Below are 18,086 nucleotides of genomic sequence, written 5' to 3' on the forward strand. Positions count from 1 at the left end.
GACGGCGGTGCGGAACGGGTCCGCACGGCGGACGGGACGACAGTGTCACACGCGTCCCTGTGCGGCGGAAGGGCGGTCTCCCTCCCATGTTCCGTGCACCACCGTGCGTGTCGGCGCCGTCGCGCTGCGCCCGGCACAACCTGCCCGTGTCGCCCGGGACAAGGCCGGACATGCCTCAACTTCCCATGACAGGAAGGGACATTCACTCCCCGGCCGACGCCCGCAGCGCGTGGTCGAGGAAGCGCCGGGTGATCGGCGGCACGGAGCGGGAGCTCAGCCAGGCGATGCCGATGTCCCGGGCGCCCCGTACGTCGGTGATCTCCAGGTAGCGGATCGGGGACTCGGAGGCCGCCGAGGTGTCCGGCGACGACGGGATCAGGGACACCCCGAGGCCCGCGGCGACCAGGCCACGCAGGGTCTCCACCTCTTCGCCCTCGAAGGCGATGACCGGCGCGAAGCCGGCCTCGCGGCACAGCCCCGCGGTGATGTCGCGCAGCCCGTATCCCTGTTTGAGCAGGATGAACCGCTCCTCGGACACCTCGGCCAGGCGGATCCGGCGGCGCTTGGCCAGCCGGTGCCGGGACGGTACGGCCAGCCGCAGCGGCTCCACCAGCAGGCGCCGCCAGGTGATCAGGGGGTGGCCGGGGTCGCTGCTGGTGATGACCAGATCCGCGGTCGCGTCGAGGAGGTGCCGGGTCAGGCCCATCTCGCCGTCCTGGTGCAGCTCGAACTGCGCCTGCGGGAAGGTCCGCCGGAAGTCGGTGACGAGCCGGGGGACCAGCCAGGTGCCCAGGGTGTGCAGGAACGCGAGCGACACCACGCCCGCGTCGGGGTGGACCATCTCGGCCACGGCCCGCCGGCCCCGGTCGTAGTTGTCGAGCACCCCGTCGACGTACTCCTTGAACACCCGGCCCGCCGGGGTCAGGCGCAGCACGCGCCCGACGCGCTGGAGGAGCTCGGCGCCGACCTCGTCCTCCAGCCGGGCCAGAGCGCGGGACAGGGCGGGCTGGGTGATGCCGGCGTCCGTCGCGGCGTCGGTCACCGTCGTCCCCTCCGCGACGGACTGGAAGGAACGCAGCACCTGAAGATCCATGCCGCCATTCTTCCCCGTCACGGTCGCCGACGACCCGGGCGACGGCAGCGTGGATCACACCCGCGCGCGGGCCGGACCGGACAACCGGGCCGGGACCTGACAACCGGGCCGGAGCCTGACGTCCGGACCGGGACCCGCTACCGGGCCGGGATCGCCGCACCCGCGACCACGTGTCCCGTCACCTGGTCGCAGAGCTGTTCGGCTGCCGTGATCGCGCTCTCCCAGTCGGGCAGCGGCCGCCCGCGACGGGCCGGTTCCCGGCGGGCGTGAGCGACCGTGCGGCGGGCCTCGGCCAGCTGGTGGTAGGCGGCGCGGCGCAGCGCCTGCCGCTGGACCGGGCCCGCCTGCGAAGCGGCGTCGCGGTAGCGCCGCGCGGCGGCGACGGCGGCCTCGGTCTGTGCCTCCGCGCGGTGCGCGGCGGAGTCCGGCCACACCGCGAAGTGCGCGACGAGCACCAGCGCGGACGCCAGCGCCGTGTCCACCACCCGCGTGCCGTACAGCGGACGATGGTCGCCCAGCAGGTCCAGCAGCACGAACACGACGGCGGTCAGGCCCAGCGTGGCGAGTGCGTAGTGGTGCCGCACGCCGATGGCCATGAGCGCGCCGAACACGGCCACGACACCCACCACGGCGTACGTACCGGTGGCCGCCGCGGACACCGCCCCGATGGCGGCCACCCCGACGATCGTGCCGACGCACCGGTGCAGGGCCCGGGGGAACAGCGGCCCGAAGTCGGGCTTGTAGACGAAGGCCACCGTCATGGGCAGCCAGTAGCCGCGAGGCCGGTGCAGCACCTCCGCGAGCACATGGGCGGCGAGCACGCACCCGGCCAGCAGCAGGGCGTACCGCACCCGCGCCGCCCGTCCGGGCCCGTCGTGCGCCGGCAGACGCAACTCCAGATCGGGCCCGTCCGGTTCACCGTCCACGGCGGCGACCAGTTCGGCCAGGGCGCGCCTGCCCGGCGAGCCGGTCGCCGGTACCGGCTGCGCCGCACGGTCCTCCGGGGCCGCGGAGTGCCCCGGCAGCAGGCGTCCGGCCAGGTGCCGCGGTACGCGGGTCAGGGCGGACGGCAGCGCGCGGCCCTCCCACATCACCGCCGTCACGGCCTCGCCCAGCCGCACGGCGTGGTGGAACGCCCGGACGAGGTCCCCTGTGCCGTCCCGCTGCCGCCGCCCGCGCGGGGCGAGATGGGGGGCCATCACCTCGTGGGCGTGGTTCAGGGCCAGCGTCATGCGCAGGCGGGCCTCCTCGGCGGCCTCGGTGCCCGCCGCGGCCAGGGCCTCGCCCGCGCTGCGGTACACGGCCAGCACGGCGTCCCGTTCGACGTGGTGCCGGCGCCACAGCCAGGGCGCCGCGGACAGCACGAGGACGAGCGCGACACCGGCCAGCAGCGCCAGCGGCGGCTGCCACCACGGCCCCGGTACGGGGATGCCGCTGCCGATCGTGACGCCGAGCAGCAGGTGCATGCCCGACACGGACGCGATCCGCCCGCGCAGGCCGACACCGCCCGCCACGAGCGCGGCGGCCACCAGGCACCCCGCCACGGCCACGGACTCCCCGCTGCGCAGGGCGACTTCACCGGCGAGCAGGCCGAGCGCACTGGACACCCCGGTCCAGCCCAGCCGCCGCACCCGGACCCGGTACGGGTCGGAGCCGTCCTGGCTCACCCCCCACAGGGCGCCGATGGCGGCGATGGCCGAGAGCACGACCCACCCGGTGGCGAGCCCGGCGAGCAGGGGCAGCGCGAGCGCGACGGCCCCCCGGGCCGCCGCGGCGAACGGCAGGGATCCGGGCAGCCGGCCGAGAACGGAGCGCGGCCACCACGGCGACGGGCGGCCTGGGCGGGCCGCTCGCGTGTCGGCGGCGGGTGTCATGAGGCCGTGTCCTTTCGCAGGGGTCGGGCGGAAGGCGGGCGCGGAGCGTGCGGGGCGCGGCCCCGGCATCCGTGCTCCCGCCGAGGTCAGCCGACCAGCTCGATGAGCAGGGGCAGGGTGACGAAGGAGAGGAGCAGGCTCACCACGACGGCGGAGCCGATGGTCCGCACGTCCTCGGCCGAGCCGTGCCGGGCGGCGAACATCAGGGGGACGGGCGAGACGGGGAACGCGAGGATCAGCGCGGCCTGGGCGGCGACCGCCTCGGAGGCCAGGAGCAGCCCCGTGCCGTAGACGAGCAGGGGCAGGACGACCACGCTGGTGAGCGAGACGGCCCACACGGCGGGGGACAGCGCGGGCCGGCCGATCCGGGCGACGGAGACGCCGACGTACAGCAGGGCCGTCGCCGAGGCGGCGCCCGCCAGCAGACTCAGCGTGGCATCGGCGATCTCCGGCACGCCCACCCCGGCGATCGACAGCACCAGGCCCAGGACGGGGCCCCAGCAGAACGGCTCGCGCAGCGCGTGCCCGACGGTGCGCAGCACGGAGGGGCGCGGGTCCGGTGCCCCGGACCCGGCGGGGGCCGGCCGGACGGCCGCCTCGGGCGCTCGACCGCCGACGGTGGCCAGGACGGGCCGCCGTGCGGGGTCCGCCGCCCCGGCGGTGACCGTCCGGCGCTCCGGATGGCCGGGCATGCCGAGGAGGATCAGGACGACCGGGTCGAGGACGACGTTGACGATGATGCCCGCGACGGCGATCGGGACCGCGGCCTGCGCGGTCCCGAACAGGCCTCCCAAGATGGACGTGCCCATGAAGGCGTACTGCGGCTGGACGCAGGCGAGCGCGAACAGGGCCGCCCGCCTCAGCGGCCGGCGGGCCGCGAGGCGCAGCACGCCCAGCAGGACGGCGTACACGGCGAGGAACCCGAACGCCAGCAGGCCCACCAGGGGCAGTTGCTCGATCAGCACGTGCCGTGGTGTCTGCCAGATGCTCAGCAACAGGGCGGCGGGCAGCGCGAGTTGCATGGTCAGCTCGCGCAGAGCCCGGGCGCCGCCCGCGTCGAAGAGCGCCCGGCGGCCGGTGCCGTAGCCGACCAGGATGAGGAGGAAGACCGGCACCACGACGGTGAAGATCTCGGCGAAAGACATGACTGCGTCAATCCTTAGGAGCAAGGCGGGGGCGCGACCGTGCGGGCCGGTGACGGTACGTCAGAGAGCCGGGAGCTTCGGTCGGCGCCCCCTCGGGGGAGGAGCGACAGCCGGGCGCGGGACCGTCAGACGGCCTCGATCGGCGGGTACACCGGATGCCACATGGCCGCGCGGACACGCTCCTCGAGCGTGTCGTCGGCGCTGACCCGGGCGACGCCGTCGGCGACCGCGGCGCGGGCCACGGCCACGGCCACCGCCACGGAGGTCTCGCGCAGCCGGTCGATCGGGGGCAGGATCGGCGCTCCCGGCGCCGTGGGGTCGGTCCGGTCCGCGATGGCGCGGGCCGCGGCCACCAGCATGCCGTCGGTGATCCGCTCGGCCCGGGAGACGGCCGTGCCCAGACCCAGCCCGGGGAAGACCAGCGCGTTGTTGGCCTGGCCGATGTGGTGGGTGACGCCGTCCGTCTCCACCGGCTCGAAGGGACTGCCGGTGGCGATCAGGGCCCGGCCGCCGGTCCAGGCGAGCAGGTCGGCGGGGACGGCCTCGGCCAGCCGCGTGGGGTTGGACAGGGGCAGGATGACCGGACGGTCGGTGTGCGCGGCCATGGCGCGGACGATGTCCTCGGTGAAGGCGCCGCCCTGCCCCGAGGTGCCGATCAGGACGCTCGGACGCACCCGGTCGACGACCTCGGCCAGCGGCACCCCGCCGAGGTCCTCGTCGTGCCGCCAGTCGGCGACCTCGGCGCGGCGACGGGCGTAGGGCAGCTGGAAGTCCCGCAGCCCCTGCTGACCCTCGGCCAGCAGGCCGTGACGGTCCACGGCCCAGATGCGCTCCGCGGCCTCCCGCGGCGTGAGTCCGTCGACGATCATCGCGTCGCGGAGCTGCTCGGCGATCCCGATGCCGGCGGTGCCGGCGCCGAAGAGCACCACCCGGTGGTCGCGCAGCGCGGCACCACCGGCGCGCACGCCGGAGAGCACGGCGGCCAGATTGACGGCGCCGGTGCCCTGGATGTCGTCGTTGAACGTGAGCGTCTTCTCGCGGTAGCGGTCCAGGATCCGGCGGGCGTTGGACGAGCCGAAGTCCTCCCAGTGCAGCAGCGCGTCGGGGAACAGCTTCGTGGCCGCGGTGACGTAGGCGTCGACGAACGCGTCGTAGCGGTCCCGGTCCACGCGCGGGTGCCGGTTGCCGAGGTACAGCGGGTCGTCCAGCAGTTCCTGCCGGTCCGTGCCGACGTCCAGCATCACCGCCAGGGTCCGGGCCGGGTCCACGCCGGCGGCGGCCGTGTAGACGGCGAGCTTGCCGACCGCGATGTCGATGCCGCCCACGCCCCAGTCACCGATGCCGAGGATCGCCTCGCCGTCCGTCGCCACGATCAGGTCGACGTCGTCGGCGCCCAGCCCGCAGGCGCGCAGGGAGCTCTCGATGGACTCGGGGTCGTCGACCGAGAGGTACACGCCGCGCGGGCGGCGGTACTCGTAGCTGTAGCGCTCGATCGCCGTGCCCACGGTCGGGGTGTAGACGATCGGCAGCATCTCGGAGAGGTGATCCCCGAGGAGCCGGTGGAACAGCACCTCGTTGCGGTCGCGCAGCGCCGTCAGATAGACGTTCTTGGCGAGGTCGTCCGGCTGGGACCGGAACTGTGCGTAGGCGCGGGCGGCCTGCTGATCCTGCGTCAGGACCTGCGGCGGCACCAGACCGGTCAGCCCGAGCTCCTGCCGCTCCCGCCGGGTGAAGGCCGTACCCCGGTTCAGACGCGGACTGTTCAGGACGGCGTGTCCGCGCGCGCTCGTCCGGATGGCACCGTCGACGGTGCTCCTCTCCGTGCCCATGATGACTCCTCACAAGGTCGGTACCGGGGTTCGTTCCACCCTGTGACGCTGCGTGGCATGCGTCCAATGCCTGACAGGACGGAGATCCATAACCCCAGGACATTCGAGCGTTGACCTGCGGTTTTCCGAGGGCACGACATCGGGCTCGCCGCCGACTGTGATTGACGTCGCCCGGGCGGGGGCAGCGAAGGGGAGGGAGATCCCGGACCCGACGGCTCCGGCTCCCGGTCCGAGTCCCGAGGCCCGGTGAGAGGTCAGATGTTCACCACCCGCCCCACCCTCCAGGGCACCTTCGGCATGGTCTCCTCCACCCACTGGCTCGCCTCGCAGTCCGCGATGGCCGTGCTGGAGGGCGGCGGCAACGCCTACGACGCGGCCGTGGCGGGCGCCTTCGTGCTGCACGTCGTCGAGCCGCACCTCAACGGCCCGGCCGGCGAGGTGCCGATCCTGCTCGCCCCGGCCGGCGGGAAAGTGCGGGTGCTGTGCGGCCAGGGCGTCGCACCGGCCGGAGCGAGCGTCGCGCACTACCGGGGACTCGGCCTTGACCTCGTCCCCGGCACCGGCCCGCTCGCCGCGGCCGTGCCCGGCGCGTTCGACGCCTGGATGCTGCTGCTGCGCGACCACGGCACCAGATCCCTCGACGAGGTCCTGAAGTACGCCATCGGCTACGCCGAGCACGGCCACGCGCCGGTGGAGCGCGTCGGCGAGACCGTCGAGACGGTGCGCGAGCTGTTCGAGACCGAGTGGACCTCCTCGGCGGAGGTCTACCTCCCCGGCGGCAAGGCGCCGCGCCCCGGCGAGCTCTTCGCCAACCCCGCGCTCGCCGCCACCTGGAAGCGGCTGCTCGCCGAGACCGCCGGCGCGGGTGACCGGGAGGCGCGGATCGAGGCGGCCCGGCAGGTGTGGCGCACCGGGTTCATCGCCGACGCCCTCGTCCGCCAGGCCGGGCGCCCCACCAGGGACACGACCGGAGAGCGCCACACCGGCACCCTCACGGCCGCCGATCTCGCCGGCTGGTCCGCGACCTACGAGACCCCGGTGACGTACGACTGGAACGGCTGGACCCTGTGCAAGCCCGGCCCGTGGAGCCAGGGTCCCGTCCTGCTCCAGCAACTCGCCCTCCTCCCGCCCGACCTGCCCCGTCCCGGCTCGGCCGACCACGTCCACCTCCTGGTCGAGAACTGCAAGCTCGCCATGGCCGACCGTGAGGCCTGGTACGGGGACGCCGCCCACGTGCCGCTCGACGACCTGCTGTCCGACGCGTACAACACCGCCCGCCGCGCCCTCGTCGGCGAGCGGGCCGAGAACGGCCTGCGGCCCGGCAGCCCCGGCGGACGCACCCCCAGGCTGTGCGCGCACGCGCGCGTGGCGGCCGCCGCACAGGAAGGCTTCGACGCCCTGGGCGTCGGCGAACCGACCGTCGCCAAGAGCCCCGCGTCCCCCGTGCCGGGCGAGCCGGAGATCCTCGCCGACGGGACCACCCGCGGCGACACCTGCCACCTCGACGTCGTCGACCGCTGGGGCAACATGGTCTCGGCCACCCCCAGCGGCGGCTGGCTCCAGTCCAACCCCGTCGTGCCCGAACTCGGCTTCCCGCTCGGCACCCGGCTCCAGATGACCTGGCTGGAGGAGGGGCTGCCCAACTCCCTGACCCCCGGACGCCGCCCCCGCACCACCCTGACGCCCTCGATCGCCCTGCGCGACGGCGTGCCCGTCATGGCGTTCGGCACGCCCGGCGGGGACCAGCAGGACCAGTGGCAGCTGCACTTCTTCCTCGCGGTCGCGCTGCGCCCGCCCGTGCGCGGCGGCCTCGACCTCCAGGGCGCGATCGACGCCCCGAACTGGCACAACGACAGCTTCCCCGGCTCCTTCTACCCGCGCGGCATGCGCCCCGGCAGCGTGACGGTGGAGTCCCGCACCGACCCGGCCGTCGTCGCGGAACTGCGGCGCCGCGGCCACGACGTGACCGTCGGCGGACCCTGGTCGGAGGGCCGGCTGTGCGCGGTCGCACGGGACCCGGAGACCGGCGTGCTGTCGGCGGCGGCCAACCCGCGCGGGATGCAGGGATACGCGGTGGGCCGCTGACCGGGCGGAGGGCTGTTCATCGCGATGCCACCCGGAGTGCACCCGCCGGGGGCGCCCTGTCAGTGGCGCGTGGTGTCATGGGAGATGTGATCGACATGACCGAAACCATCGAAGAGTTTCTCGCAGAGCACGCCCCCGACGTCGAAGAGGCGATCCGCACGGCGGCCGCCACCGAGATCATGCCGCGCTGGCGCCGGCTCGCCGCGCACGAGGTCGACCAGAAGAGCGGCCCGCACGACCTGGTGACCGACGCCGACCGCAAGGCGGAGCTGTACCTGACCGAGGCGCTGACGGCCCTGCTGCCCGGCTCGGTCGTGGTCGGCGAGGAGGCGGTCCACGCCAACCCCGCGTCCTACGGGGCGATCCAGGGCGACGCCCCGGTCTGGATCGTCGACCCGGTCGACGGGACCCGGCAGTTCGTGCGCGGCGAGGCCGGGTTCTGCACCCTGGTCGCGCTGGCACGCGGCGGCACCCTGCTCGCGTCCTGGACGTACGCGCCCGCCCGTGACCGGCTCGCCACCGCCCAGCGGGGCAAGGGCGCCCACCTCGACGGGGAGCGGCTGTTCGCCGGAGTGCCGGAGCCCGGCCGCGACCTGCGGGTGGCCACCTCCCACCCTGACTACACGACGGACCAGGAGAAGCAGGCCCTGCTCAGCCTGCGCACCGACGGGGTGGAACCACGACCGTGCGGCTCGGCCGGACTGGAGTATCTCGCCATCGCCCGCGGCGAGTTGGACGCCGTCGCGTTCTCGTGGGAAGCCGCCTGGGACCACGCGGCCGGTCTGCTCCTGGTCGAAGAGGCGGGCGGTGCTCATCTGACCCGCGCGGGCGAGCCGTTCCGCATCACGGGCGGCAATGTCCTGCCCTTCACCGCGGCCCGGGACGCGGCCACGGCCCGCAGGGTGGCGGGCCTGCTCGCGGGCGGTGCCTGAGCACCCGGCCGGTCGCCCGGCGCACACGAACGGACACCCAGCGTGCGTCGGCGAGGCCTCCGACCGGAGCAAACCGGCCTTCCTCGGCCGAAACAGCCCGCGTCCGGTGACGGACAGTCCCCGGGCCTATCCTGATCCTCAGTGGCCGTCGGCTGACGAAGGGGTCCGACAGTGCAGTCGATGCTCGATGCCGTCGTAGTGGGTGCGGGGCCGAACGGACTGACCGCGGCCGTGGAACTGGCCCGCCGCGGCTTCTCCGTCGCCGTCTTCGAGGCCAAGGGCACCGTGGGCGGCGGGGCCCGCACCGAGGAGCTCACCCTCCCCGGTTTCCGGCACGACCCGTGCTCCGCGGCCCATCCGCTCGCCGTCAACTCACCGGCGTTCCGCGCCCTGCCGCTCGAGCGCTACGGCCTGGAGTGGCTGCACGCCGAGCTGCCCATGGCGCATCCCTTCCCCGACGGCAGGGCGGCCGTGCTGGCCCGGACGGTCGGTGAGACGGCCGCCTCCTTCGGCCCGCGCGACGCCGGCGCGTACCGCAAGCTCGTCGCGCCGTTCCTGCCCAAGTGGGACACCCTCGCCCGGGACTTCATGTCCCTGCCGCTGACCGCGCTGCCCCGCGACCCGGTCACCCTCGCCCGCTTCGGCCTGACCGGGCTGCCCCCGTCGACGCTGCTGATGCGCCGCTTCCGCGACGAACCGGCCAAGGCCCTCTTCTCCGGGCTCGTCGCCCACGTCATGGCACCCCTCGGCGGCCTCGGCACCGGCGCCGTCGGCCTGGTCTTCGCCCTCGCGGCCCACGCCCGCGGCTGGCCCGTCGCCCGCGGCGGCTCCCAGTCCCTCTCCGACGCCCTCGCCGCCTACCTGCGCGATCTCGGCGGCAGCGTCCACACCGACTACGAGGTCAAGCGCCTCGACGACCTGCCACCGGCCCGGGCGTACGTCTTCGACACCTCGCCCACCGCCCTGGCCCGCATCGCCGGCCTCGGCAACCACTACGGCGACTACCGCTACGGACCGGGCGCCTTCAAGGTCGACTACGCCCTGGACGGCCCCGTGCCGTGGACCGCGAAGGAGGCCCGCGCCGCCGGCACGGTGCAGGTCGGCGCGGACAGCGCGGAGATCGGCGCCGCCCTGCGCGCGGTGTCCCGGGAGGGCAGGGCCCCCGACAAGCCGTTCCTGATCACGGTGCAGCCGAGCGTCGTCGACCCCACCCGGGCCCCGGCCGGCAAGCACGTCTTCTGGGCCTACGGGCACGTCCCGCACGGCTGGACCGGCGACCTCACCGACACCATCGAGCGTCAACTGGAGCGCTTCGCCCCCGGGTTCCGCGACCGCGTCCTGGCCCGGGCCACGGCCGGCCCTCCCGAACTCGCCGCCCGCAACGCCAACTACGTCGGCGGGGACATCGCCTCCGGCGCGGCCTCCGGCCTCCAGCTCCTGCTGCGCCCCAAGCCCACCCTGTTCCCGTACCACACGCCCCATCCGGCCGTGTTCATCTGCTCGTCGGCGACCCCGCCGGGCCCTGGAGTACACGGCATGTCGGGGCACAACGCGGCCAAGGCCGTATGGAAGCGACTGAGGCAGACATGACCACCATCGAACTGGTCCGGGGCGACATCACCCGCGAGAGCGTCGACGCGATCGTCAACGCCGCCAACTCCTCACTGCTGGGCGGGGGAGGGGTCGACGGGGCCATCCACCGCCGCGGCGGCCCCGCCATCCTGGAGGACTGCCGCAGGCTCCGCGCGGCGCACCTCGGCAAGGGCCTGCCCACGGGACAGGCCGTCGCCACCACCGCGGGCGACCTCGACGCCCGCTGGGTCATCCACACCGTCGGCCCGGTGTTCAGCACCAGCGAGGACCGCTCCGGCCTCCTCGCCTCCTGCTACCGCGAGTCGCTGCGCGTCGCCGGTGAACTCGGCGCCCGCAGCGTCGCCTTCCCCGCCATCTCCACCGGCGTGTACGGCTGGCCCATGGACGACGGCGCCCGTATCGCGCTGGCGACCGTACGGGCGGCGGACACCACCGTCGAGGAGGTCAGGTTCGTCCTCTTCGACCAGCCCGCCTACGAGGCGTTCGCCGCGCACCTGCGCTGAGGCGAAGGACCTCAGCGATCAGACGGGCTCGGGCTCGAAGTGCCGCAGCAGGTACCGGCCGGGCTGCACGACGCCGTAGGTGCTCTCCGGTACGGCGTTCCACACGCCCGGGAGATCGCCCAGCGGCTCCGACACGACCAGCCGCGTCTCGTCGGAGAGATGGTTGAGGAACCCCAGGTCGGGGTGGAGGGCCCGGACGTCCTCCACCCGGCTGCTGTAGTACAGCGACCGTGACGTGCCGGCGCTGGAGTACCGGAAGAACCACACCCGCTCCCCGTCGGTGACCGCGACGGTCATCTGCAGCGGCTGCGGCACCCCGTGCTCCCGGCCCAGCCGCTCGATCAGCCCCGTCATCCGGGCCACCGCACCCGGCGGATCGCCGTCCAGCCCGAAGGTGAGCGCCACGTGGAACATCACCTCGGAGTCCGTCGTGCCCTCCAGAGACGGGAACAGCCCCGGGTCCACGGCCAGCATCAGGTCCCGGCGCAGTGCGCGGAACCCGTCGATCGCCCCGTTGTGCATCCACATCCAGCGCCCGTGGCGGAACGGATGGCAGTTCGTCTGCTGCACGGCCGAGCCGGTGGAGGCACGCACATGCGCGAAGAACAGGGGCGAGCGGACGTGGTCGGCGATCTCGCGCAGGTTGCGGTTGCTCCAGGCCGGACCGGTGTCCCGGATGACGGCGGGGGTGCGCAGGTGCCACGCGTACCAGCCCACGCCGAAACCGTCGCCGTTGGTGGTCTCCACCCCCATCCGCGCGTGCAGGCTCTGGTCGATCAGGGAGTGCTCCGGGCGGTAGAGGACGTCGTCGAGCAGCACGGGAGTGCCCGAGTAGGCGAGCCAGCGGCACATGGCCGATACCCCCGTTCCGAGCCGCCCGGGCGGGCCGTACGGCTCCATAGGCGAGGTGCGTGCACCCAGGAAACCCCCTTCCGCCCCCGCCACGCATCGCCCGCCACGGGTGGTTCCCCGACCGCCCGTCCCGGGGGAGAACGCCGACCGGACCGCCGGTGACCGCCCCGACCGGCTCTGGCCCGTCCCGGGAGGCATACGGCACCGCCGACCGCACCGCCCCACCTGGGGGGAACGCTCGGCTGGACCGACGGTGACCCGGCATGCCCAGGCCGCCGAGGGGGTCGGCGAACCGTACCGGCTCGCCCGCCATCGGCCGCCCACATGGCTCGGGACGGCCGCGCAGGCCGTTCCCTGGGGAGGACACCCGCCCGGGCCAGCGCCGGCCGCCCACAAGCGCCCCCTCCGCGCCCGGGCTGCTCGCCGGTCGTTCGGCCCCCTGGCCTGCCGGAGGGGGCGGGCGTCACTCCGTCGCGGCGCGCACACGGCCCGAGCGGACCGCCGCGCCCAGGGCCTCGAAATCCCGTTCGTTCTGATCGGCGTACGCCTGCGCGAACGCGGTGAGCGCGCGGTCGAAGCGGTCGCCGCGGCCCAGATAGGCCGCGATGGCGACGGGATCGCCCGAGCGGGCGTGGGCCCGCGCCAGGCTCGCCCCGCACAGCTGCCCGAACAGCCGGAGCAGACCGGGGTCCATGGTCTCCGGCCGGGCGATGCCCTTCCAGTCCCGCAACTGCCGCACGTAGAAGTCCCGCTCGTGCCCGTCGAGCCCCACCGCGTGGGTCCAGCCCAGCAGGATGTCGCTGGTCGTCTGGATCAGCCGCTGTCCCGCCACCACGCGCCGGCCCTGGTTGTCCCAGCGGCCACCGCCGCCGTGGGCGGCGAGCACCGACTCCTGGGCCTCCTTGGCCTGGAGCAGCAGCGGATCGTCGTCGTCCCGGCCGAGGAGCAGCACGATCCAGCAGCGGGTGCCGACGCTGCCGACCCCGACCACCTTGCGGGCGATGTCGACCAGCCGGTAGCGGCGCAGCAGATGCCGGCGCTCCGAGGACAGGGACCGGGCGTAGCCGTCCAGGACGGCGCGCAGCTCCTGCTCCTGGCCGTGCGGCGAGCTGTCGGTCACCAGGTCCCGCAACGGGGTGATCAGCGGCGGGTCCGGTGTGATCCGCCGCCCCTCGGCCGTGGCCCGGGTGAGCTTCTCGTAGGCCTGCATGTGGGTGCGGGTCCGGGCGCTCGCCGTGGCCCGGGCGGTGCGCCGCCGGGCCTCCTTGGACAGCGACGCGGCCATCAGCTCGCGCATGCGGTCGGCGTCGTCCTGGGCGTACCAGATGTCCAGCGTGCGCATCCGGGCGAACTCCCGCATCCGCCGCCGGTAGGCCCGGACACATGTCTCCACCGCGCTGTTCTGCTGCGCCGCCGAGAAGCCGTTGGCCCGGCCGGCGATGGCGAAACTGGCCGCGAGCCGTTTGACGTCCCACTCGAAGGGCCCGCCCAGCGTCTCGTCGAAGTCGTTGATGTCGAAGACCAGATGGCGCTCCGGCGAGGCCAGCAGCCGGAAGTTCAGCAGATGGGCGTCCCCGCACAGCTGCACCCGCAGCCCGGTGTCGGTGGTGGCCCCGAGGTCGGCCGCCATGATCGCCGCCGCGCCTCGGTAGAACCGGAACGGCGACTGGAGCATGCGGCCGTAGCGCAGCGGCACCAACTCCGGTACGCGGGTGGCCGACTGGCGTTCCACCACCTCGACCGGGTCGAACCGGTCCGGGCCCGCCTCGAACCCGGCCTGCGACGAGCGTGGCACGCGCTTGCGCGCGTCCCGGCCCGTGGCGGCCCGTTCGGCCGGTGACAGGAAGGTCGAGAAGGGGCTCGGTTCGGTCATGGCTCAGCGCTCCGGCCGCGAGGGGAAGTCGTCCGAGGGATCCCGGCCCTGCCGGCGCAGTCCCGTCTGCACCGCGCCCGCCAGGATCCGTGCCGCCACGCCCACCAGCAGCAGCCCGCCGGTCATCTGCACCATCGTCAGCACCCGCCCGGTCTGGGACCGGGCCGCGATGTCTCCGTAGCCGACGGTGGTGAAGGTGGTGAGCGTGAAGTACAGGGAGTCCGTCTTGGTCAGCGGCTCGCTGAACGAGCCCGGGGTGTTGTGCTCCAGCAGGTAGTAGGCGCCGGCGAAGAGCAGCAGGAACAGCGCCAGCGTCGTCCCCAGGGCCTCGACGGCCTTCAGCCGGGGGTGGGACGAGGTCACGATGGCCCGCACCTCCCACCAGAAGACCACGGTCACGAGCAGCAGACCGCAGGCCAGCACCACCGAGTCGCCGCTCGTGGCGCGCCCGTCCAGCGGCAGCACGTAGTAGACGGCGACGAGCCCGACCGCGATCAGGAGGGTCCGCACGAGGGCCGAGACCGCCGCACGCCGGTGCCCCGGCCGCCGCCGGTACGGCACCTCTGCTGGTCGGTCCATCGCGCGACTCTCGGTCTCGGTCCTGCCCGGCACCCGGACACCCCACAAGGCCTGCCCCACCACTTCAGCGCCCTGGCGCCGCGTGGGGATCACCCGCCACGGGTGAGGCAGCCCGGCCAGGACCCCCGGCAGGCTGGGATCGACGGGACGCCCGTCGGGCGCGCCCCCCGGATCGGAGGACCGACATGAGTGCGCAGACCTACCTGGCGTACGACTTTCCGCTGCTGAGCGCCTTCTGGTCGATGCTGTGGTTCTTCCTCTGGATCATGTGGTTCGTCCTGCTCTTCCGGGTGATCCTCGACATCTTCCGCGACGACTCCCTGAGCGGCGGGGCCAAGGCCGGCTGGCTGGTCTTCTGTGTCGTCCTGCCCTTCCTGGGCGTCTTCGTCTACGTCCTCGCCCGCGGCCGGAACATGGGCCGCCGGGAGACGGACCGGGCCCGCGCGCAGCAGCAGGCCTTCGACAGCTACGTCAGGGAGACCGCCCGGGGCGGCGAGGACCGGCCCAGCAGCGTCGACGAGCTCGCCCGGCTGTCCGAGATCCGCTCCCGCGGTGACATCACCGACGAGGAGTTCCGCAGGGCCAAGGAGCTGGTGCTGAGCGGCTCCGGAACCTCGGGGGCCTCCGCCCCCGGTACCCCCACCTCCGGTCGCTGACCGCGCCGGACCCGGCAGAAACGAGGCAGCAGATGACCGCCACCCACCCCACGCACGGGCACACGTCGGCGAGGCACGGCCTGGCCACCGGAATGATGGTCTTCGCGGCCGTCATGCTGATGATCGCCGGGATCCTGGCCGTCTTCCGCGGCATCGCGGCGATCGCCGAGGACGAGGTCTTCGTCTCGACCCGCAACTACATCTTCGCGTTCGATCTCACCGGCTGGGGCTGGATCCACCTCATCCTGGGTGTGGTCGCCGTCCTCGTCAGCCTGGGCCTGTTCCAGGGGGCGGGCTGGGCGCGTGCCACCGGCGTGGGCATCGCGGGACTCGTCATCATCGCCAACTTCCTGTCCCTGCCGGCCTACCCGGTCTGGTCCGTGGTCATGATCGCGATGTCCGCGTTCATCATCTGGGCCCTGTGCGCCCCCCGCAGGGGTGATGCCTGAGCCGTCGCTGTTCAGGCCCGCGTGCGGACCAGCAGCAGGGCCACATCGTCGTCCGGTTCCGGACTCAGCGCGCCGAGCAGACTGTCGCTCGCGCGCTGAAGGCTGGGCCCGGCCGTCCGGAGCAGCCGGGTCAGGGTGTCGAGGCCGGCGTCGATCGGCTCCACGCGGTTCTCCACAAGCCCGTCCGTGTACAGGGCGAGCAGCGAGCCGGGGGCGAGATCCACCTCCACCGTGCCGAACTCCACACCGCCGACCCCGAGCGGCACACCGCCCGGCACGTCGACGAGCCGCGCATCGCCGTCCGCCCCGACCAGCACCGGCGGCAGATGCCCCGCGCTGGACAGCTCACAGGTGCCGCGCCGCAGGTCGCACACCGCGTACACGCAGGTGGCGATCGCGTCCCCGAGGGAGCCGGCGATGTCGTCCAGGTGCCGCAGCAGCTCGGCGGGCGGCAGATCCAGCCGGGCCAGCGCCCGGGTCGCCGTGCTCAGCTGCCCCATGATCGCCGCGGCCTGCACGCCCTTGCCCATGACGTCCCCCACGACCAGCCCGGTGCGGCCCGGGCCCAGCGGCAGGACGTCGTACCAGTCGCCGCCGACCTCGCTGAGGGCCGGGCGGTAGCGGGCGGCGATGTCCAGCCCCTCCCGCTCGGCGGGCGTGCTGGGCAGCAGGCTGCGCTGGAGGGTGAGGGCGGTGCCGCGTTCGCGGCCGTAGAGGCGGGCGTTGTCCATGCAGATCGCGGCGCGGGCGGAGAGTTCCGAGGCGAGCACCCGGTCCTGGTCGTCGAAGGGGCGCTCGTTGACCGTGCGGAACAGCGACAGCGTGCCGAGCACCTTGCCGCGGGCCATCAGCGGCAGCGCCAGGTAGGAGTGGGCCCCGGCCTCGTGCAGGGCCTGGGCGGCCCGCGCGTCCCGGGCCAGCCGCCGCAGCATCCTGCCGTCCACGTGCTGGACCAGGACCGGGCGGGCGTGGCGGACGCACTGGGTGATGATCCGTGACGAGCCGTACGTGGCCAGCTCGCCCACCGGGTCGGCGGCGTGGATGGCGTCGGTGGGGTAACCGGCCGCGACGGCCAGCGCCCGGAACTCGGCCGGGGCGCCGCCCGACACGGGCACGATGGTCCCGCCTGCGACGACGGACTCCAGCACGTCCACGGCGGCCAGGTCCGCGAGATGCGGCACGACCACGTCGGCCAGTTCCCTGGCGGTCTGCTGGAGGTCGAGCGTGGTGCCGATCCTCACTCCCGCGTCGGCGATCACCGACAGGTGCTGGCGGGCCTGTGCGACCTCGGCGGCGGCCTGCTGCCGCTCGGTGACGTCCAGCACGGCCATCGCCAGTCCGAGCACCCGGCCGTCGGTGTCCTCGATGCGGTGGTACGACTCGGAGTAGGCGCGGTCCTGGTCGTCCGCCGCCGTCCGGCCGACGGTCTGCTGGTCGAGCAGCGGTCTGCCGGTCTCCAGGACGTGCCGCATCCGGGCCTCGATGGTCCGCACGTCCAGGTCCGGCAGCACCTCGGCGATCCGGCGCCCCAGCACGGCCTCCTCGGGCAGGCCGTTGATCCGCTCCAGCGCGGGGTTGACCCCGACCCAGCGCAGGTCGTTGTCGAAGACGGCGATGCCGAGCGGGGTCTGGTTGACGAGGCTGTGCGAGAGGGCGAGGTCGCGCTCCACCTTCCGCACGGTCGTGGCGTCCGTGGCGAGCCCCAGCAGGTGGGGCTGCCCGTCGGGGTCGAGCAGGCGCATCGTGCGGAACTCGACGGCGCGTTCCGTGCCGTCGCGATGCCGCAGCGGGAACACTCCCGCCCATCGCGCGCCGGTGCTGACCTGGGCGAACAGTTCCCTGCCCCGGGTGCGGTTCGCAGGGGACACCAGGAGGGTGTCGGCGCGCTGCCGCAGGGCCTCCTGCGCGGTCCAGCCGAGCAGCTGTTCGATCTCGGGGCTCCACAGCGCGATGTGCCCGCCCGCGTCCAAAACCACGGCCGCGACCTTCAGCAGATCCAGCAGCCCGCCGGGCGCGGCCGTGACGGCGTCGGGGTCCGGGGTCGCATACCCGTTCATGCGAGCCGCTCCTTCTTCCGGCGCGGCAAAAGGTACCGCCAAGATCTGTTGCGCGGGCTGTCCGATGAGGTCACATTACGGTCGGAGGAGCAGCACTGTCGCGCCGAAATGACAAAAAGTCGCGGGTGGGCGCGCGGGGTGCGAGGAAGCGGTGTCGCGGGGGACCGGACGCCGCGGAGAGGCTGGTCACCGCGGCGGACAGGGCCGCCGGAACCGGCCCGGCGAGCCGGGGGCGAGCCGGTGGTGCCGCCGCACGGGTCGCTGATCAGGAAGCCCGCCGACTGTCCCTCCGGCTCTTCAGCCGACTCTCCAGCCGGCCGTCCCGCCGCCTGTCGCGGGCCGCATCCGGCCGGGGCCCAGCCGTGTGACCCCGCGTAACCATCAGGACCGCACAAAGTCCGACGGGATCATTGCTTCGGTTGTGTTCGAGTTCTAGGGTGTGCCTGCTCAGCAGTTGCTCCGTCACCGTGAGTTGCACGCGTACCAACAGAAACACCCATCACGGATGGGCGGTTGGGGATCGCATCTGACATGCCCTCAGTCCGTGCAGCACCCTGTCGAACCGA

The 18,086-nt window shown here is 73.9% G+C and carries 14 protein-coding genes; 6 read left to right on the forward strand and 8 right to left on the reverse strand.

Annotation, left to right across the window (positions count from 1 at the left end):
- Positions 1–202: 202 nt before the first annotated feature.
- The 4 genes from AB0I06_RS30830 to AB0I06_RS30845 all read right to left on the reverse strand — a co-directional run bounded on the left by AB0I06_RS30830 (position 203) and on the right by AB0I06_RS30845 (position 5,941).
- Positions 203–1,093, reverse strand: coding sequence for a LysR family transcriptional regulator (locus tag AB0I06_RS30830; protein ID WP_363122131.1), 891 nt, complete (start codon positions 1,091–1,093; stop codon positions 203–205).
- Positions 1,094–1,230: 137 nt separating this feature from the next.
- Positions 1,231–2,967 carry an FUSC family protein gene (locus AB0I06_RS30835; RefSeq protein WP_363122132.1) on the reverse strand — a complete coding sequence of 579 codons (1,737 nt, stop codon included), beginning with the start codon at positions 2,965–2,967 and terminating at the stop codon, positions 1,231–1,233.
- 86 nt (positions 2,968–3,053) lie between these two features.
- Complete coding sequence (locus AB0I06_RS30840) at positions 3,054–4,112, reverse strand: AEC family transporter (RefSeq protein WP_363122133.1); 1,059 nt, start codon at positions 4,110–4,112, stop codon at positions 3,054–3,056.
- Between the two features lie 125 nt (positions 4,113–4,237).
- Entirely contained in the window at positions 4,238–5,941 is a 1,704-nt protein-coding gene (locus AB0I06_RS30845) for an NAD-dependent malic enzyme (RefSeq protein WP_363122134.1), read from the reverse strand.
- A 258-nt stretch (positions 5,942–6,199) separates the two neighbouring features.
- On the opposite strand from AB0I06_RS30845, the gene AB0I06_RS30850 reads away from it, so the two are divergent.
- The 4 genes from AB0I06_RS30850 (at position 6,200) to AB0I06_RS30865 (ending at position 11,054) form a co-directional block, all read left to right on the forward strand.
- Complete coding sequence (locus AB0I06_RS30850; protein ID WP_363122135.1) at positions 6,200–8,026, forward strand: gamma-glutamyltransferase; 1,827 nt, start codon at positions 6,200–6,202, stop codon at positions 8,024–8,026.
- Between the two features lie 86 nt (positions 8,027–8,112).
- A complete protein-coding gene (locus AB0I06_RS30855; protein WP_363122176.1) occupies positions 8,113–8,958 on the forward strand; it encodes an inositol monophosphatase family protein in 846 nt (281 codons plus the stop codon).
- A 180-nt stretch (positions 8,959–9,138) separates the two neighbouring features.
- Positions 9,139–10,548, forward strand: a complete 1,410-nt coding sequence (locus tag AB0I06_RS30860) for an NAD(P)/FAD-dependent oxidoreductase (RefSeq protein ID WP_363122136.1) — start codon at positions 9,139–9,141, stop codon at positions 10,546–10,548.
- A complete protein-coding gene (locus AB0I06_RS30865) occupies positions 10,545–11,054 on the forward strand; it encodes an O-acetyl-ADP-ribose deacetylase (protein ID WP_363122137.1) in 510 nt (169 codons plus the stop codon). The genes AB0I06_RS30860 and AB0I06_RS30865 overlap by 4 nt, the downstream gene beginning before the upstream one ends.
- Positions 11,055–11,072: 18 nt before the next feature.
- Here AB0I06_RS30865 and AB0I06_RS30870 read toward each other — a convergent pair whose 3' ends face one another.
- From AB0I06_RS30870 to AB0I06_RS30880, 3 genes are all read right to left on the reverse strand, one after another.
- Positions 11,073–11,906, reverse strand: coding sequence for a class II glutamine amidotransferase (locus AB0I06_RS30870; protein WP_363122138.1), 834 nt, complete (start codon positions 11,904–11,906; stop codon positions 11,073–11,075).
- Positions 11,907–12,369: 463 nt separating this feature from the next.
- On the reverse strand, positions 12,370–13,779 hold the full coding sequence (locus AB0I06_RS30875; protein WP_363122139.1) for a DUF2252 domain-containing protein: 1,410 nt from the start codon (positions 13,777–13,779) through the stop codon (positions 12,370–12,372).
- Positions 13,780–13,782: 3 nt separating this feature from the next.
- A complete protein-coding gene (locus AB0I06_RS30880; RefSeq protein WP_363122140.1) occupies positions 13,783–14,358 on the reverse strand; it encodes a potassium channel family protein in 576 nt (191 codons plus the stop codon).
- A 185-nt stretch (positions 14,359–14,543) separates the two neighbouring features.
- Between AB0I06_RS30880 and AB0I06_RS30885 the strand changes: the two genes are divergently transcribed.
- Entirely contained in the window at positions 14,544–15,014 is a 471-nt protein-coding gene (locus AB0I06_RS30885; RefSeq protein ID WP_363122141.1) for a PLDc N-terminal domain-containing protein, read from the forward strand.
- 32 nt (positions 15,015–15,046) lie between these two features.
- Entirely contained in the window at positions 15,047–15,463 is a 417-nt protein-coding gene (locus tag AB0I06_RS30890; protein WP_363122142.1) for a hypothetical protein, read from the forward strand.
- An 11-nt stretch (positions 15,464–15,474) separates the two neighbouring features.
- Here AB0I06_RS30890 and AB0I06_RS30895 read toward each other — a convergent pair whose 3' ends face one another.
- Positions 15,475–17,520: a SpoIIE family protein phosphatase gene (locus AB0I06_RS30895; protein WP_363122143.1), complete on the reverse strand. Its 2,046-nt coding sequence runs from the start codon at positions 17,518–17,520 to the stop codon at positions 15,475–15,477.
- Positions 17,521–18,086 lie beyond the last annotated feature (566 nt).

It is taken from the genome of Streptomyces sp. NPDC050674, assembly GCF_040654575.1.
GTDB lineage: Bacteria > Actinomycetota > Actinomycetes > Streptomycetales > Streptomycetaceae > Streptomyces.

What these genes read in the sequence shown, in the direction of transcription:
- AB0I06_RS30835 (WP_363122132.1), bottom strand. Translation starts at nt 2,967, where the DNA reads ATGACACCCGCCGCCGACACGCGAGCGGCCCGCCCAGGCCGCCCGTCG.
- AB0I06_RS30875 (WP_363122139.1), bottom strand. Translation starts at nt 13,779, where the DNA reads ATGACCGAACCGAGCCCCTTCTCGACCTTCCTGTCACCGGCCGAACGG.
- AB0I06_RS30845 (WP_363122134.1), bottom strand. Translation starts at nt 5,941, where the DNA reads ATGGGCACGGAGAGGAGCACCGTCGACGGTGCCATCCGGACGAGCGCG.
- AB0I06_RS30860 (WP_363122136.1), top strand. Translation starts at nt 9,139, where the DNA reads ATGCTCGATGCCGTCGTAGTGGGTGCGGGGCCGAACGGACTGACCGCG.
- AB0I06_RS30840 (WP_363122133.1), bottom strand. Translation starts at nt 4,112, where the DNA reads ATGTCTTTCGCCGAGATCTTCACCGTCGTGGTGCCGGTCTTCCTCCTC.
- AB0I06_RS30870 (WP_363122138.1), bottom strand. Translation starts at nt 11,906, where the DNA reads ATGTGCCGCTGGCTCGCCTACTCGGGCACTCCCGTGCTGCTCGACGAC.
- AB0I06_RS30890 (WP_363122142.1), top strand. Translation starts at nt 15,047, where the DNA reads ATGACCGCCACCCACCCCACGCACGGGCACACGTCGGCGAGGCACGGC.
- AB0I06_RS30880 (WP_363122140.1), bottom strand. Translation starts at nt 14,358, where the DNA reads ATGGACCGACCAGCAGAGGTGCCGTACCGGCGGCGGCCGGGGCACCGG.
- AB0I06_RS30850 (WP_363122135.1), top strand. Translation starts at nt 6,200, where the DNA reads ATGTTCACCACCCGCCCCACCCTCCAGGGCACCTTCGGCATGGTCTCC.
- AB0I06_RS30885 (WP_363122141.1), top strand. Translation starts at nt 14,544, where the DNA reads ATGAGTGCGCAGACCTACCTGGCGTACGACTTTCCGCTGCTGAGCGCC.
- AB0I06_RS30895 (WP_363122143.1), bottom strand. Translation starts at nt 17,520, where the DNA reads ATGAACGGGTATGCGACCCCGGACCCCGACGCCGTCACGGCCGCGCCC.
- AB0I06_RS30865 (WP_363122137.1), top strand. Translation starts at nt 10,545, where the DNA reads ATGACCACCATCGAACTGGTCCGGGGCGACATCACCCGCGAGAGCGTC.
- AB0I06_RS30830 (WP_363122131.1), bottom strand. Translation starts at nt 1,093, where the DNA reads ATGGATCTTCAGGTGCTGCGTTCCTTCCAGTCCGTCGCGGAGGGGACG.